Below are 16,381 nucleotides of genomic sequence, written 5' to 3' on the forward strand. Positions count from 1 at the left end.
GTTTTATCACCGCTCCAGTTTAGCAACGACCGGCCTCCGCTGCCTTAACTTTCACGTAGCTGCCCGGCGCATCCTCCAGGATGTCAAGCTTGCCGTCTCCGGGCTGCCGCGCTGGCACCTGGGGGCCTTCAAAGTTCGCTATCCAGGTTTTCCAGTGCGGCCACCAGGAACCCGGGTGGTGCTCTGCGGACTTGAACCAGTCGTCGGCGTCCGCCGGCAGGTTGTCGTTGGTCCAGTAACCGTACTTTTCCTTGTAGGGTGGATTGATAACCCCTGCGATGTGTCCGGAACCAGACAGTACGAAAGTGACCTGACCTCCGTAAACCTTGGCGCCTTCGTAGGTGGTTTTCCACTTGGCGATGTGGTCCTGGCGGGCAGACAGGAAGAACGACGGTACCTGAATCTCGGCCAGGTTGATGGACTCGCCAGCCAGGGTGAGGGCATCGGGCTCGACCAGCCGGTTGTGCAGGTACATTTCCCGCAAGTAGTAGCTATGCATTCGAGCGGGCAGGTTGGTGCCGTCGGTGTTCCAGTAGAGCAGGTCAAACGCGGCGGGTTTCAGGCCTTTGAGATAGTTATTGGTCCAGTACGACCAGAACAGATCGTTCTCTCGCAGCAGGTTAAAGGTAAAGGCCATGGCGCGGCCATCCAGATACCCTTTCCTGTCCATGGCGCGTTCAATACCACGAATTGAGTGGTCGTTGATAAATACACCAATACCGCCGGGATCAGAAAAATCCAGCAACGTGGTCAGGTAGGTGGTGCTGACAACAGGCTTGCGCTTTTTTTTCTCGAGCCAGGCCATGGTAGAGCCTAACAGGGTGCCGCCAATACAGTAACCTATGGCGTTCATCCGCTCTTCGCCAGTTGCTTCTCTGACAGCATCCATGGCAGCCAGTGGCCCCAGGGTCATGTAATCTTCCCAGCCTTTGTCCTTTTGCGCTGGCCCCGGGTTGCGCCAGGACACAACGAAAACCGTCTGGCCCTGGTCGACCAGCCATCGGATAAAGGAGTTCCTGGCGGTCAGGTCCAGGATATAGAACTTGTTGATCCAGGGCGGGACAATCAGCAGCGGGCTCTGGGCGACGGTTTTGGTCGTCGGCGTATACTGGATCAGTTGCATCAGCTCATTCTGGTAAACCACCTTGCCTGGGGTCGTGGCCAGGTTGCCGCCCACTTCAAATGCCGAGCGGTCGGTCATGCCCACATTGAACAGGTTCGGGTTCTGGCGCAGGTCTTCAACCAGGTTGCGCATGCCGTCAACCAGGTTCATGCCTTTGCGTTCCCAGGTAATGCGCAGAACTTCCGGGTTGGTCAGCGGGTAATTGGATGGTGACAACGCACTGGTCAGTTGGCGTGCGTAGAACAGCATCTGGTCCCGGCTTGGGCCAGGCAGCCCCTCCATATTCTCAACCCATTGCAGGAAGGCTTTCGAATTGATCAGGTAGGCCTGCTGAAGTACGTCGAACGGCAGATGTTTCTGCCAGTCTTGGGCCAGAAAACGGCGGTCGTCCTGGTCGGGTTCAACAACCGGACCAGCGGGTTTGCCAGTCAGGCGGGCAAGAGTGTAACGGGCCAGGCCCAGGTGCTTTTTGGCCAGGTCAATTTCCGCGCTGGCAAACCGCAACGGGTGAAGCAAAAGGTCTTCAGCCATAGTCCGATAGGCGTCCGACATCTCGCTCAGGGTAGAAAGCTTGGTGTCGTCTACCAGGCCGGTGTCGCCGAGCCATTTTTCCAGCTGTTGCTGGCCCTGGCGGACATTGTCATCGAACGCCTTTACCCACTGGGTTGCGGTTTTACTGACCAAATCCAGACCAAACATGGCGCCTCCTGGCAACAGATATAAAAAGGTCGGAAAGGCACTGCCAATCCGACCGTTGCAGCTGTTAAAACATCAGGCCGCGGATTTGTTACCGCCAGATTTCTGGGCCGGGGCTTTCTCTTTGGCGGTTTCAGGGGCTTCGGCCTCAAACACTTTCTGCACCTGCTCACGGGTCTCGGTGAGATAGTCCTGCCAGGCTTTCCAGTCACTGGTGAACTGTTCGCTAAGCGATTTGAGAGTTTCTGCCTGTTCGGAGGTTACCTGCTTCAGGCCATCCAGGTCGCGTACTTCGGATACCTTGCGGGCCTGATCCATGGCAACGTCGGCATAGCGACGAAAGGCTTCCATCTGCATTTCGGTAGCTTTGCTGAACTGGGCGAACAGGGTTTGGTTCAGGCGGTTGGCTTTTTCGAAAAGATCTGTGCTCATTTAATACAACTCCTTTGTATATGGGATGACTGAGCAGCTAGTCTACCGTATGGGGAATGACACGATTTTGACAGGCGTCAAACCCCGATTCAGCATATTCTCTAGGGTATAGACCAATAACAACCCGCCGGGAGATGGCCATGAGCAATCGTAAATCTGAACTTGAAACCCTGAAGGCCGACCTTGAAGCCAGGCTGGTGCGTTATCAGGCTCATCAGCGCCGGGAGACCGGAGCCCTTGACAAGGATTTTGAAGAGCAGGCTAGCCAGACCCAGAACGACGAGGTGGTGGATTCGTTGGAAGCAGAAACCCGGGCAGAGCTTGTTCAGATTGCCCATGCCCTTGATCGTATCAACAACGGCCTTGGGGACGAGTGCGAGAAGTGTGGTGAGGAAATTGACCCCAGACGTTTGCAGGTGTTGCCCTACACCACAGTTTGTGTAGATTGCGCCGCTGATTGAGCAGGCCAGTTCATCGTCCCAAACCAGGGGGAATACATGACAGCAACGCAGTCTTCGGATAGCAAGCCTCGGGGTTTACCCAAAAGCCAGATTATCGGTTTCTTCCTGGGTGTCCTGTTTCTTCTTATCACTCTTCTGGTGCCGGCGCCGGAGACCATGAGCCCGGAGGCTTGGGCGGCGTTGGGGCTGATGTTGCTGATGGCCACCTGGTGGTCAACGGAGGCCATCCCGATTCCAGCGACCGCATTGCTGCCGATTGTGCTGATTCCGGCCCTGGGGCTGGGGTCTATTGGCCAGGCGACGTCACCTTACGCCAATCCGATTATTTTCCTGTTCCTGGGTGGCTTCACCCTGGGGCTGGCCATGCAGCGCTGGAACCTGCACCGTCGAATAGCCCTGCTCACGCTCAGGGCCGTGGGAGACCAGCCAAAGCGACAGGTGGCCGGGTTCATGTTAGCCACCGCCTTTCTCAGCATGTGGGTCAGCAATACGGCCACGGCCATCATGATGTTGCCCATAGGTTTGTCTGTGGTGGCGATGATGGACAGCTCCAACCCTGAGGGTGTTCGTCGCTATGCAACCGCCTTGCTGTTGGCCATTGCCTATTCGGCGAGTATTGGCGGAATTGCCACCCTGATTGGCACGCCGCCTAATGCCTTGTTGGCAGCCTACCTGAGCGAAAACCAGGGCATTTCCGTGGGTTTTGCCCAATGGATGCTGTTGGGAGTGCCGGTATCTGTGGTCATGCTGGTTCTTGCCTGGTGGTGGTTGACCCGTAAGGATTTCGGTATTGGAGGCTCGGCAGACAGCGGTGAGATGATTCGTGATGAGCTGGCAAAGCTCGGCGCCATGAGCCGGGGTGAGAAGCTGGTGGCCCTGGTGTTTCTGGTAACGGCGGCCGCCTGGATTTTCCGGCCTCTGTTGTCCGCCAGCCTGATGCCGTGGCTCAGCGATACCGGTATCGCGATTGCCGCTGCTGTTGCCATGTTTATTATTCCTGTTAACACCGCCGAGCGGGTGTTTGTGCTGGATTGGGATTCGGCCAACAAGCTGCCCTGGGGTGTGCTCCTGCTATTCGGTGGTGGTCTGGCCATGGCGGGTGTTATCAGTAGCTCAGGGCTGGCGGAGTGGATTGCCCAAAGCCTTGGTGTTGCCGGGGTGTTGCCAACACTTGTCATGATTGTTCTGGTGGCTACCGTCATTATCTTTCTGACGGAAGTGACCAGCAATACCGCCACCGCCGCTGCGTTCCTGCCGCTGTTGGGTGCCCTGGCCATGTCGCAGGGTGTTTCGCCGTTGTTGCTGACGGTGCCTGCGGCCATCGCGGCCAGTTGTGCCTTTATGATGCCGGTAGCGACGCCGCCCAACGCGATTGTGTTTTCCAGTGGCCACATGCGAATTGCCGATATGATTCGAGCTGGTTTTGCCCTGAACATTATTGGCATCATCGTTGTGACCCTGATCAGCTACCTGCTGCTAGGGGTTGTCTTTACCCTCTGATGCGGTAGCTCGCCCATCGGTTTTCCTTCCCCGCGGCCTGTTTCGGATACCTTCCGGAGCCGGCCGGCGTTCGTGGTTCCGTCGAGCCTTGAACCAGTTCTCAGTCCTTCCATGTCAGGCCCCTTCTGCAGCGACAGATTTGAGGCACAGTTATCTTTAAGCCAGTCGCGATTTCGGTATCGTACCGTAACAACATGTAACCCGATAAGTTGCACGTCTAATAAAAACAGGGACTTTCCAAGATGCTGCTGGTGCTGGCCGGATCCATTCTCACGTTCACTATGGTGCAGGAAGCCACCGAGGTTGAGCCGTTTGATCGGGGCACGATTGTTATCCAGCAGAACGTGGACACCAGTCCGGCGCTGCTACGTTCTGATGTTCGGGTCGAGCCTCTGGTTGAACAGAAATTCCGTAACATCGTCCGTCAGGCATACGACTACAGCTGCGGCAGTGCGGCCCTGACAACCGTCCTGAATTTCTATCTGGGCAGAAACCTGTCGGAACGTCAGGTAATGGAAGGATTGCTCCACTACGGTGAAAGTGAACGCATTGTTCAGCGCCGCGCGTTTTCAATGTTGGACATGAAGCGACTGGTCACCGCCCTGGGTTATCCCTCCGGTGGCTTCCGGGCCAAGATTGATGACCTCATGGAGCTGGACCACCCCGCCATCGTTCCCATCGATCATGCCGGTTTCAAGCATTTTGTGGTGCTTAGGACCATTCGTGACGGGCGGGTATACCTGGCAGATCCTGCCGTTGGCAACATCTCCTTCACACTCGATCAGTTCGAAGAGAAATGGGACGACAACGTTCTGTTTATCGTTTTTCCGGGTAGTGACAAGCCGCTGGATAACCTTGAACTCAAAGAAGAAGATCTGCGATTTGTGGATGACCAGACCATGACCCTGCTGGCTTTGCAGCAAATGCCTGTATTCCATGAATCCACCGAAAGACGTATCCAGAATGTGCTCGAACGTCAGAAAAACAATCCGGACGGCAGCGTAGAGAATACCCGAAAACAGCTGTACTACCGCCGCAACTAATTTTCCGGGCGGCAAGCCCGGAACAGGAATAAAACCAATAAAAGTAGGGAGTCAGGATGAATCGTTGGTTAGTGCGAGGCTTTATCCTTGTTTCCGCCTCGGGTCTGCTTCCGGCCATGTCGATGGCCCAGGATGGCAATGTTGATCAGGCGCGGGAAGCGCTGGCCCGTCAGGAAGGCGATGAGGATGCCACAAGGCAGCTGGAGGAAGTGTTCCAGGCGGCGGAAAAGAATTATTCACTGCAGAAAAAGGGCACTCACTCCCTGAACTATTCCTTTGACTACTCCTACACCGGTGACCAGCGCCTGGACCTGGCCATTACCAATGGTTCGGTTCGTAATCTCGATGTTGTGCCCACAGCCACGCACAACTTCACCAACGCTTTCTCCTACGACTATGGCCTGCTGGATAACCTGACCGTCGGCACACGTATTCCCCTGGTGGTGAAATACGACACCGAGGACGAGCTGTCAGTCTATGACTTTGGTGACATCTCCTTCACCGGACGCTGGCAGCCCTTCGCTTACGTGCCGGGCAAGGTATCAACTACCTTCTTTGGAACGCTGACCTCGAAAACCGGTGTCAGCCCCTATGAAATTGACATCAAGGAGCAGCTGTCCACGGGCAGCGGATATTACTCCATCGGCGGTGGCCTCAGCATGTCGAAGGTGTTGGACCCGGTGGTGGTCTTCGGCTCGGTCAGTGCTACCTACAACATTGAAGAGGATGGTCTGGAGCAGGTCCGGGGCGCTCGCCTGCTGACCAAGGTTGAGCCCGGCTTCGGGTTGTCCGGTTCTGCCGGTTTTGCCTATTCGCTGTCTTACGATATTTCCCTGAGCATTTCCGCCCAGCTCAGTTACAGCGATGAAACTGTGCTCACGTTCCGCAATGGCGATCAAGCCGTTGCACAAGACCAGATGACCGGCTTTCTGAGCATGTCCCTGGGTACCCGGGTGAGTGACACCACCATCGTCAACACCAGCCTGGGCATCGGGCTGACCGAAGATGCTCCGGATTTCTCCCTGGGTGTATCCCTGCCCATTAATTTCTCCGGCCTCAAAGAGTGATTGGAGCTGCAGACGATTTAAGGGAAGGGAAGAACTTCATGGCACATTTCAGCCAAAAAAAGCAGCTTCTGGGAGCCGTTATCGCTGCAACCCTGTCCTGTGGTGCACACGCGCAGCTGGCCCAGAACCTTACCATTCATCCCAAAGCTCTGGCTTTGGGAAACGCGGTGACGGCGGATCCCCCCGGCGTCATGGCCATTCATTACAATCCGGCTGGTTTGACGAGGCTGAAAGATCGTCAGCTTGAGGTAAACCTGCTGAGTATCTATCTGGATATCGATGCCGATTTCATCGCGCCGGATGGGTACGAAATCTTCGGTATCGACGGGCTTGAAATCGACCCGAACACGGGTAAACAGCGGGATCCCGTGGCCAATACTCACAGCCACACCAACAACGTAGCGCTCTACGTGCCAGGGTTCGGGATTCTGAAAGCGCCACCGGGCCCAGCAGTTGCGCCGTCTGCGGGCATCAGTATCAATCCTCCGGGGTCAAAGCTGACCTTTGCCAACGCCTTCTACCTGCCGCTGGCCGCCGGTTTCTATCGGGACAAGGACGACCCGGGCCGTTACCAGCCGCAGGCCACGGCATTGCAGCGCACCACCTATCTGTCGCCAAGCGTTGGTTATGAAATCAATGACCAGTGGTCGGTTGGTGCGGGTATTCACCTGTCACACATGGGTATTGCAGCCGATCAGTATATGCGTGCTCCCAACATGTTGTTGGGTGTTGCGGAAGTGCTTCAGGATGCGTTCAACTGTGAGAGTGGCGATGAACCCCTGCAGCCCTGGCTGGCCCTGTGTGGCGGTAACGTGGGGCCCTGGGATGATATTGGTGCTTTGAGCATCAACGTACAGGAAACCATATCGCCAACCTACACCCTGGGTGTGCTCTGGGAGCCGAATGACTGGTTTCGCTGGGGGGCAAGCTATACCTCTGAAGCGGACATGAACCTCAAAGGGACGTTCGAGATCCAGTACACCGACGACTGGTCCGGTTTCTGGCAGAGCGTTAACGGTTCGGTATTGGGGGCCATTACCTCTGCCATTCTGAGCCTGCCATCGGGGGCCCCCCGGGAAGCGGGTAACGTCAGCATGGATCTGGTGTATCCGCAGCATTTCCAGACCGGTATCAGTGTCGATGTTCACCCCAGGCTGACGCTGAATGCCGATGTGGGTTGGACAGATTACGCCCAGTGGGATGCCTTCGTGTTCCGCTTTGACCGTAATCTGGAATTCCTGAACGCCGCGCGGATTCTGTCGCCCGATAACGCGACGCCGAACACCCTTCGCCTGCCGCTGGGCTTCAAGAGTCAGTGGAACTGGGCGTTTGGGGCTGAATTCCATGCGTCATCACGACTGGATCTGCGGGCCGGTGTCGAGATTCGGGACTCAGTCATTCCGGATGACCAGCGCTCGATCATGGCGCCGTTCGGTGGCGCCAACCTCTACAGCATCGGAATGGGGTACAAGTGGGACAAAAACACTGAGATTGATATGAACCTTTCCTACCTGCAGTCCATTGAAACCATTCCGGCCAACACCAGCTGCAACGTGAACTGTGACAACATCACCAACATCATCTATAACCCCTATGCCGGGCTGGATATAAAAACCTCGTTGCGGGTGGTTATGGCGGGGCTGAGCTTCCGGACCAAGTTCTGATTGTTGCTGGCGGGAAAAGGGTATGACAACGGCTCAATTGAAATGCCTGACGGCGTTCATGGCTGCGATGGTGATAACCGGCTGCCAATCGCCTGGAAAGCCTGCGGGGGAACGCGAGGGTTATTTCTCCTGGGTGGATGAGCAGGGCCGTGTTCAATACACCCGCATTCCAGACACCGAAGCCCTGCCAGCATCTTCGCAGACGGAGGGCGCCAGGCACTCCGCCGAGCGCGAGAAACCAGCGCTTGAGCCGGATGCCGAGTATACCCTCGACAGCTATCCCGATGGCGACGAGCTGGACAAAGCCGGCAATCTTCGGCCTGGTCAGCGACAGCCTTATTTCACCTGGCGGGATGCCGATGGCAATGTCCGTGTCAGCTACTATACGCCCGATACCCGTAGCGACGTTGAGAAGGGCTTGATTGCGGCACCTGTGGAGTTGAGCCCGGCGAGCGTTTATCACCCAGGTGAAAGCGCCTATACCGAGCCAGTGGAGGGTTACGATCCGGATGCCTTTGCCATACTGGGCGTTGAGCAGGAACCTGAAGGTGAGTTTGAAGCGTTCAGTCGTCACTGTTGTGGCAGTCTGTCGTCCCGCTCCTCTCAGACCTGGCAAGAGGGGCGTGAATTCAGTGTCAGGCTTGAGGCGTCGTCCCCGGAACATGATTTTGACACCGGTCGCTCGCCGTTCCAGTTGATTGCCTTGCCTACCCGAGCCACCGTGCCGGCCTTTGTGGCCCGATTGAGAAGTTATGATCACAACGGCATGGTTATTCCAAGCCTGGCATTTCTCGACAAGGATTTTCAGCCAGTCCGGCTGGTGACCGATCTGGTCATGGACTACTCACCAGAGACCTGGCGCCGAAGGGGTTACTTGGAGGCCTGGGTGCCGGTGTTCCCGGGCCAGGGCGAGCGCTGGCTGCTGCTTTATACCCGTGAGCAGGATTTGCAGGCTCAAACCGTTGTTGAGACCCGACAGGGCCCGAAGGCGATACCGCACGTCCGGTTCGGGGAGTTTGGTATCGCCACCTTCGAAGATTAACCGCTCAGTCTTCGGGTTTCGACCGGTCCAGCCATTGTTGTGACAGCCAATAGAAACTGCCTTGTCCGGCCGGGTGAGTGCAATTGTAGCGAAAACGCCGGCTTTGCCCGGCTTTGGGAGCCTGAACCCGGACGACGCCGTCAACCACGTCGAAGTCGATACGGCCCTGGCCGGTGGCAAAGCAGGTGAGCCGGTTGGCATCCAGTTTGTCGCCCAGTGGGAAGGTCAGTAAGGGCGGGTTCTTATCCAGAATACCATCTGGCAGGTCTTTGGCAGGGGCAGGGAAGCCTTTACTCAATAGCTTGTCTTTCAGGCTGCCAAGCTGGCCGTACGGATTGGCCATGGGGAACCTGGGCAGCCGTGTCTCGTGAGACCAACGACCAATGGCGCCGGATTGTTGCCCATAGCCGTACCAGCCACGCTCCGCAAGCTTGGCTTCCAGGGCTTCGTCGTACTCCCCGTACGGATAAGCAAACATGGGCTCTTCAACGCCCAGTCTTTCCTTGAGAACCTTCTGGGCAACATCCAGGCTGCGGGTGACCCGTTCTTTCCAGTCTGCTTCGGGTTCATCGATCTTGCGCGCCAGGTGCCCATGGTCTGTGCTGTGGTTGGCAATGGTCACGCTTTCATGGCTACCCAGTTCCCTGAGTTCGTCCCATGTCATGTAGCCCCTTGAACCGATGGCGTCGGTATTCACGAAAATGGTGTAAGGCATGTCAAAGCGTTCGAGAAGGGGAGCCGCTGCGCTATAAACGGATTCATAGGCATCGTCAAACGTGATGGCAATCTGATGGCGGCTATCCAGCTCGCCTGCCAATGCCTGCCGGGTACCTTCCAGAAGGGGCACCACCTCCAGTTCCAGGTCTGCGATCATCTGCAGCTGGGCTTTAAACAGTGACCGGGAGGTACTGGTTGATGCCGGCGTACTGTCGTCCACGTGATGGTATTGCAGAACCACCAGATCCGCTTTTGCGCTGGCGCCCGCCATGGAGAGGGCGGTGATCATCATAAGGAACGTAAACCGTTTGATCATGATCGTCGTCTGTCCTGAATATCGGTTAAATGGATTATGCGTAGTGTGCTTTCAAGACCGAAAAGGCCTCATTAAGTTTCTGGACTGCTTCGGTATTGCCGCCACGGTCAGGGTGAGCCTGCATCACCAGCTTACGAAATCGCTGTTTGATCGGAGAGAAGTGTTCAGGCAGTTCGGTAAAACCGAGTGTTCCGGCAGCCTCTGATACCGCCGGCAGGTCTGGCCGTGTGCGGCACTGCCCACGCCAGAAGTTATCCATCATCTGGTGGATGGTTGCTTCGGGCATATGATACTGGGACAGATCCAGATAGAACGCCCTGAGTTTGTCTTCTTCCCCCGGCAATCCATCACCAGCAACGGTTTGCTGCTTGGTAATGGTCAGGCGCAACGGTGAAATCAGCAGCGACTCCCCACCGGGAGCCAGTTGGTCCCGTAGTCGGTAGAGTACGTGAAAGAGCAGAAAATGCACCGGGTAGAGCTGATCCGGTTCGTGGTAGTTGACACGACCAATCAGTGCCCAGGGTTCTGCCTGAAGCGCCTTGATCAGCTCCAGCTCACTTAATCCGGCTGGTCCCACCTGGCGTAGCTCATGCTCTACCGCCACCAGCAAGTGCTCTGTGTGCTGCTCCAGCCATCGCAGTTCTGAGCTGGCGACAGTGGTATCCGGTTCTGTTGCGGTCACGTCTGGGGAAGTCATCATGACTCCATGGTATGCGACTCAGCCCTGGCTTGAAAGCTCGGCCATGGCGGGTAGCCCGCCCAGGAACAGTTCGGTGGAGAAACGGGCCGCCTTCTCGGCCTCCTGCTGAGCAAGCTCCGGCTCCTGGTGTGTACGCCTGGCCACCACTGTACTGATGTCATAGGCAACACCGAAGAAAGCTGCGCACAGGTACTCCGGGTCGAGATCCGGCAGCAGGCCCCTGGCGATGGCGTCACGCACGTCTTCTTCCAGTGATAACATGGCCAGGCCAAGAATGTCTGAGCCGAAAAGATCCCGCAAGGCGCGTTGGTTCTGGTGTGCCAGTTCATAGATCGCCGGGTCTCTGGCGGTGGCGGAATAGAGTGCCAGGTAGGCGTAGTAGATAAAGTCGCGGGTTGAGCTGGCGGACCGGCGGTAGCGGCTCATGTCTTCATTAAGGTGACCCAGGAAATCCGTCAGAAGTGCGGCAAAGATGTCCTGTTTGCTGGAGAAGTAATTGTAGAAGGTACCTGCCGCCAGGCCGGTTCTGCGGACCATGTCACGGATGGTGGAGTTATCGTAGCCATTTTCGCGAAAGCACTCCCTGGCCGCGACCAGTATGGCATTGCGGTTGCGGATCCGGTTCATTGCCCGTTTTCCGCCAACGTCTTCGCTCATTTTCAACATATCCATGTTGCTATCCTGTCCCTGATACTTTGTGACGCGTATAATTGCCCGCTCACTTATCCTGTGAACGTGCGAGAGTATGTCCCAAGCAATGACCGCCAATCCCGAACTGACCGCTGTTTCTGAGCAGGATCGTCGCCAGAAACTGGAACTGAACAAACTGCAGAAACGCCTGCGCCGGGAAGTCGGGCAGGCCATTGCCGATTTTTCGATGATCGAAGCCGGCGACAAGGTCATGTGCTGCCTGTCCGGTGGCAAGGATTCCTACGCGATGCTGGATATCCTGCTGAACCTGCAGAAAAGCGCGCCGGTCGACTTCGAACTGATTGCTGTGAACCTTGATCAGAAACAACCGGGTTTTCCTGAGCATGTGCTCCCAGAATACCTGAAGTCCCTGAGTATCGAGTATCACATCATCGAAAAAGATACCTACAGTATTGTTAAGGAAAAAGTTCCTGAAGGGAAGACCACTTGCGGACTGTGTTCACGCTTGCGCCGGGGAATTCTCTATAATTTTGCGGAAGAGCACGGTGTCACCAAGATTGCTTTGGGCCACCACCGGGACGATATGCTGGAAACGCTGTTCCTGAACATGTTTTACGGGGGCAAACTCAAGTCCATGCCGCCGGTATTGCACAGTGATGACGGCCGCAATACCGTGATTCGTCCGCTGGCCTATGCCCGCGAGAAAGACATTGCCCGATACGCCTCACTGCGAGAATACCCCATTATTCCTTGTAACCTGTGCGGCTCCCAGGAGAACCTTCAGCGCCAGGTGATCAAGGACATGTTCCAGACCTGGGACAAGCAGCATCCGGGCCGCCTGGAAACCATGTTCCGGGCTTTGTGCAATGTGGAGCCTTCACACCTGGCTGATCCGAATCTATACGATTTCAAGGAAGGCAAGCGGTTGGGGGGCAAGCGCCAGGCGGTGCAGACAGCCAGCCCTGAGCCGGACTACGGCCGATTGGATGTGCTGAATCTCTGAGGGTCGGCTCAGTGCATCAAGGCCTGGAAAGGAAGCGTCCATAATCCGAACAGGATTAGCAGCGCTCCACTGATTCTCCGGAAACCCCGGTTGCCCTGAAGGTTGCGAATCCAGTTGGCGGCGTAACCGGTGGCCAGCATCGATGGCAGGGTGCCAAGACCAAAGAACAGCATGGTGAGGGCGGCAGCGCCAATCGTGGGTTGCAGGGCTGCCCAGCCCAGAGTGCTATAAACCAGACCGCAGGGTAGCCAGCCCCAAAGTGCACCCAGGGCCAGGGCCTGGCCGGGATTGTTGACGGGAATAAAGCGGCGGGTCAGGGGTGCCAGGCGTTTCCATACCGGGGCCCCTACTTTCTCAACAAAGCGGATTCCCTGCCACCATTGGCCCATCGATAGCCCCATAAAGATCAGTAGCAGCCCGGCCAGGGTCATCAACAACAGGGCCGCCCAGCGCCACTGGCCCGCTGCGCTGGTACTGAAAATGGCAATCAAAGCGGCAATCAGCGCGTAGCTTCCAACCCGGCCCAGATTGAAGGCCAGCAACATCACGGTCTGGCGCAGCCGGAACCCTTTGCCCACCGGCAGGGTCATCGACAGCGAGGCACTGATCCCACCGCACATCCCCAGACAATGGGTGCTCCCCAGCAGCCCGATCAGAAACGCACTGGAGTAACTGAGGTAGAGTTCAGGTTGCATTCAGGCTTTGTCTTCCGGATCGCTCTGTTTCGAAGAAGGCTCGGGGTCGGTATCGTCTGAACGGGCTTTATCCTGACGAGCTTCGTCGGGAATCATGTCTTTGTCGTCGTCATAGAGAATCCGGTGCGCAGGGCCTTCCAGATCATCGTATTGGCCGTTCTTCACCGCCCAGGAAAACAGCACGACCCCCAGTGCCACCAGAACCAGCATCAGGGGGACCAGGAACATGACTATCTGCACGATGCGCTCCTAAACGATAAGTAGGTGATTACGGTATCAAGCCGTAGCATGAGAGCCAACTGTATCAGGTTCCTGGCCGGACCTCTTTGAGGATGTGCCAAGCCGCAAGGCATTGAGCACGACCAAAAGAGAGCTGGCCGACATACCGATGGCCGCCATCCATGGGGTGACCAGGCCCGCTGCTGCGAGGGGCAGGGCGGCGACGTTGTAGGCAAGCGCCCAGAGCATATTCTGCCGAATGATCCTGCGGGTCTGCTGGCTTGCCTTGATAGCCTGGAGCAGTTGCATCAGCTGACCATTCATCAGCACCGCATCGGCTTTTAGCTGGGTCAGGTCGGCGGCGGTGCCCATGGCGACCGAGATACCCGCACCGGCCATAGAGGGGAGGTCGTTCAGGCCATCGCCCACCATCATTACTTTGTGACCTTCATCGCGAAGCTGATCGAGCACCGCCAGCTTCTGTTCCGGTGAGGCTTCGCCAATCGCCGTTTTGATACCCAGTGCCTCAGCAACCTGCTGGACATGGGCCGATCGATCACCACTGAGGAGCAGGGTCCGTATTCCGGCTTGATTGAGTGCCTTGATGGCTTGCCCGGCATCTTCGCGGATTTGATCATCCAGTTGGAAGCTGGCAAGCCATTGATCGGCGGTAGCGAGCCAGATTTCCATGCCAGAAGCAATTTCTGCATGGGGGGGCGGAGCGGAAGTGTGTTGCTCAACGAACGCCTTGTGACCGATAAACACGGGCTTGCCATTAAAAGTACCAGACAAGCCTCCGCCCAGATGGTTGTTCACATTCTCCACGGCCACCGATGCACATTCGTGAAAAACTCTGGCGATCGGATGTTCGGAGTGTTTTTCCAGGCCGGCTGCCAGTTTCTGGCAGCTGGCTTGGTCCATGTCACCGAAGGTCTGGCTACCAGTCAGGGTCAGCTCGCCACGAGTCAAGGTGCCGGTTTTATCGAACACCACGGTGTCGATGCTGTACAGGGATTCAAGTGTGTGGCCTTTGGTGGGCAGGAAGCCGAGTTTTCGCAGCCGCATGGTGGCTGAGGTGAGTGCTGTTGGTGTTGCGAGAGAGAGGGCGCAGGGGCAGGTAACCACCAGCACGGACAAAGCGATGTCGAAGGCATTACCGGCGCCGGCCAGAACCCAGCCACCCCAGACAAGGGGCGTCAGTATCAGTACCTGGCGAATAAACTTCCCGGCAATGCGATCTGCCAGGCGCGCCACGGGGGGCTTCTCGGACTGCACCCGGTCCAGTATCCGGAGGATACCGGAAAGCCGGGTTTCTGCACCGGCTTTGACTACCCGGATATCCAGTGGATTCTCGCCGTTAATGCTGCCCGCATGAACGATGTCGCCAGGGCCTCGGGACTCGGGCAGGTATTCGCCGGTCAGGGCTGCTTCGTTTAGTGTGGATTCACCGGACACGATCTCTCCGTCCACCGGCAGTGTCTCGCCCGGGCGTACACGAATAACATCACCAGCTTTGACTTCGTGGGCCGGCACCAGATCTGTCTCGCCATCCCGTACCATAGAGGCGACGGTTGGCTGAAATCCCGCCAGGGCACCGCCTGTCAGGCCTGCGCGGTAACGGGCCTGGACTTCCACATAGCGCCCCAGCAGAAGGAAAAAGGTAAACATGCATACGGATTCGAAATACACCTCTTCGCCACCGAACACGGTGACCCAGGCACTGGCCACATAGGCGAGGCCGATAGCGATGGCCACCGGCACATCCATGGTCAGATGGCGGGTAGTCAGGTCACGCCAGGCGTTCTCGAAAAACGGTCGGGCACTGTACAGCAACACTGGCGTTGCCACGATCAGACTGAACCATCGAAAGAAGCTGACGTATTCCGGAGATAACTCACTGATCAGCTCAAAATAGAGCGGAAACGCCAGCATCATGGTCTGGAACGAACCGGCGCCGGCAACCAGCAGCCGGATCAGCATGGTGCGGTGTTCGGCTTTCAGGGTCTGCTCGGCTTCGTCCGCCTGGTAGGGGCGAGCGGTATAGCCAAGCTGGTGGATGGCAATCAGCAGATCGCTGAGGCGGGTCTTATCCTGTGCCCACACCAGGCGCGCTCTCTGGGTACTGTGGTTAATCGAGAAAGCCTGAACGCCGGGGTGCTGCTTGAGGTGGTTCTCCAGCAACCAGATACAGGCCGCGCAGGTGATGCCGCTGATCAGCAGGTTCGCTTCCTGCCCGCCTTTTACCGGGACGACGAAGGATTTCTGGACCAGCGGGTGGTCCAGCTCCTTCAGGCGATCGGTTTCTGAACGGGTCAGCTCCCGCGGGGTAACGGCGGGTTCTGTTCGAAACTGATAGAAGCCTGTGAGCCCTTCGTTATGAATAGTTTCGCACACAGCCTTACAACCCTGGCAACAGAAGGGCCGGGTTTCGCCATCAAGTTCCAGGGTTATCGGCGGGTGGCCGTCCGCTGGCTCACCGCAATGGAAGCATTTCAGGCCACTCACCCCTGGGTGGAGCTGGTCGCTTTCAGGGCGATTTTGTCGGACGCCGGCAGCCAGAATTCGCCTTTTACACGCCAGTCGTTGTCTGGGCCCTGCAGGTCGTAGTACCAGCGGCCATCCATATCCTCGATCAGGTTACCGGTGTACTCTCCGGCTGCCATTCGACGAAACTGGATGGTGCGATCCCGCTCTGACATGGTCGGGTGGTACAGGTTGAGAACCAGGTACGGGTAGTCTGCTGCGCCTTCGTTGCTTTCCAGAGTCAGGCGTGCAGAGCGCTCGTCCACGGTCAGTCCGCCTTTCAGACCAAGATCCAGGGCTTTCTGGTCCCGTGCGATGGCCATATTGATGCCGCGCCCTTCACGGGAGTAGTCATCCGTCACCATGGAAGGAGAAAGAATGCTGCCCACCGTCAGTATGGTCATACCGGAGATAATTGCAGCGATCGGAAATATCGTCAAAAACCAGAACCAGGGTTGGCGATACCAGGGTGCTACGGGGGTGTTGTCAGTCATTACGCTATCAACTCTTGTCAGTGTATCGGGTCTGC

At 57.0% G+C, this 16,381-nt stretch carries 16 protein-coding genes; 7 read left to right on the plus strand and 9 right to left on the minus strand.

Annotated elements, in window-relative coordinates; all coding sequences use genetic code 11:
- Positions 1 to 19: 19 nt before the first annotated feature.
- Both FIV08_RS07965 and FIV08_RS07970 read right to left on the minus strand, forming a co-directional pair.
- Positions 20 to 1,822, minus strand: a complete 1,803-nt coding sequence (locus FIV08_RS07965; protein ID WP_152437937.1) for a PHA/PHB synthase family protein — start codon at positions 1,820 to 1,822, stop codon at positions 20 to 22.
- A 72-nt stretch (positions 1,823 to 1,894) separates the two neighbouring features.
- Entirely contained in the window at positions 1,895 to 2,251 is a 357-nt protein-coding gene (locus tag FIV08_RS07970) for a phasin family protein (RefSeq protein ID WP_106695544.1), read from the minus strand.
- A 140-nt stretch (positions 2,252 to 2,391) separates the two neighbouring features.
- On the opposite strand from FIV08_RS07970, the gene FIV08_RS07975 reads away from it, so the two are divergent.
- The 6 genes from FIV08_RS07975 (at position 2,392) to FIV08_RS08000 (ending at position 9,028) form a co-directional block, all read left to right on the plus strand.
- Complete coding sequence (locus FIV08_RS07975) at positions 2,392 to 2,712, plus strand: TraR/DksA family transcriptional regulator (RefSeq protein ID WP_072677541.1); 321 nt, start codon at positions 2,392 to 2,394, stop codon at positions 2,710 to 2,712.
- A gap of 36 nt (positions 2,713 to 2,748) precedes the next feature.
- Positions 2,749 to 4,212 carry an SLC13 family permease gene (locus tag FIV08_RS07980; protein WP_152437938.1) on the plus strand — a complete coding sequence of 488 codons (1,464 nt, stop codon included), beginning with the start codon at positions 2,749 to 2,751 and terminating at the stop codon, positions 4,210 to 4,212.
- A 242-nt stretch (positions 4,213 to 4,454) separates the two neighbouring features.
- On the plus strand, positions 4,455 to 5,255 hold the full coding sequence (locus FIV08_RS07985; RefSeq protein WP_058089514.1) for a C39 family peptidase: 801 nt from the start codon (positions 4,455 to 4,457) through the stop codon (positions 5,253 to 5,255).
- A gap of 56 nt (positions 5,256 to 5,311) precedes the next feature.
- Positions 5,312 to 6,322 carry a transporter gene (locus FIV08_RS07990; protein WP_138436430.1) on the plus strand — a complete coding sequence of 337 codons (1,011 nt, stop codon included), beginning with the start codon at positions 5,312 to 5,314 and terminating at the stop codon, positions 6,320 to 6,322.
- Positions 6,323 to 6,360: 38 nt separating this feature from the next.
- Positions 6,361 to 7,986 carry an OmpP1/FadL family transporter gene (locus FIV08_RS07995; RefSeq protein ID WP_152437939.1) on the plus strand — a complete coding sequence of 542 codons (1,626 nt, stop codon included), beginning with the start codon at positions 6,361 to 6,363 and terminating at the stop codon, positions 7,984 to 7,986.
- Positions 7,987 to 8,008: 22 nt separating this feature from the next.
- Positions 8,009 to 9,028: a MalM family protein gene (locus FIV08_RS08000; RefSeq protein ID WP_152437940.1), complete on the plus strand. Its 1,020-nt coding sequence runs from the start codon at positions 8,009 to 8,011 to the stop codon at positions 9,026 to 9,028.
- 4 nt (positions 9,029 to 9,032) lie between these two features.
- On the opposite strand, the gene FIV08_RS08005 is transcribed toward FIV08_RS08000, so the two are convergent.
- Genes FIV08_RS08005 through FIV08_RS08015 form a run of 3 tightly spaced genes read right to left on the minus strand, consistent with a single transcriptional unit; the run spans position 9,033 to position 11,433 of the window.
- Positions 9,033 to 10,061, minus strand: a complete 1,029-nt coding sequence (locus FIV08_RS08005; protein ID WP_083557557.1) for a polysaccharide deacetylase family protein — start codon at positions 10,059 to 10,061, stop codon at positions 9,033 to 9,035.
- Between the two features lie 34 nt (positions 10,062 to 10,095).
- Positions 10,096 to 10,758, minus strand: coding sequence for a DNA-J related domain-containing protein (locus tag FIV08_RS08010; RefSeq protein WP_152437941.1), 663 nt, complete (start codon positions 10,756 to 10,758; stop codon positions 10,096 to 10,098).
- Between the two features lie 21 nt (positions 10,759 to 10,779).
- Entirely contained in the window at positions 10,780 to 11,433 is a 654-nt protein-coding gene (locus FIV08_RS08015; protein WP_152437942.1) for a TetR/AcrR family transcriptional regulator, read from the minus strand.
- A 73-nt stretch (positions 11,434 to 11,506) separates the two neighbouring features.
- Here FIV08_RS08015 and ttcA point away from each other — a divergent pair, with 73 nt between their 5' ends.
- On the plus strand, positions 11,507 to 12,415 hold the full coding sequence (ttcA, locus tag FIV08_RS08020; RefSeq protein WP_152437943.1) for a tRNA 2-thiocytidine(32) synthetase TtcA: 909 nt from the start codon (positions 11,507 to 11,509) through the stop codon (positions 12,413 to 12,415).
- Between the two features lie 8 nt (positions 12,416 to 12,423).
- On the opposite strand, the gene FIV08_RS08025 is transcribed toward ttcA, so the two are convergent.
- From FIV08_RS08025 to FIV08_RS08040, 4 genes are read right to left on the minus strand one after another with little or no spacing between them, the layout of a single operon-like run.
- The gene (locus FIV08_RS08025; protein WP_152437944.1) at positions 12,424 to 13,110 is read right to left on the minus strand and encodes a sulfite exporter TauE/SafE family protein; all 687 of its coding nucleotides are present in this window, start codon (positions 13,108 to 13,110) and stop codon (positions 12,424 to 12,426) included.
- On the minus strand, positions 13,111 to 13,350 hold the full coding sequence (ccoS, locus tag FIV08_RS08030; protein WP_152437945.1) for a cbb3-type cytochrome oxidase assembly protein CcoS: 240 nt from the start codon (positions 13,348 to 13,350) through the stop codon (positions 13,111 to 13,113).
- A gap of 36 nt (positions 13,351 to 13,386) precedes the next feature.
- Entirely contained in the window at positions 13,387 to 15,834 is a 2,448-nt protein-coding gene (locus FIV08_RS08035) for a heavy metal translocating P-type ATPase (protein WP_152437946.1), read from the minus strand.
- Complete coding sequence (locus FIV08_RS08040; RefSeq protein WP_152437947.1) at positions 15,831 to 16,346, minus strand: FixH family protein; 516 nt, start codon at positions 16,344 to 16,346, stop codon at positions 15,831 to 15,833. The genes FIV08_RS08035 and FIV08_RS08040 overlap by 4 nt, the downstream gene beginning before the upstream one ends.
- Positions 16,347 to 16,381 lie beyond the last annotated feature (35 nt).

Source organism: Marinobacter sp. THAF197a, from assembly GCF_009363275.1.
Classification (GTDB): Bacteria; Pseudomonadota; Gammaproteobacteria; order Pseudomonadales; family Oleiphilaceae; genus Marinobacter.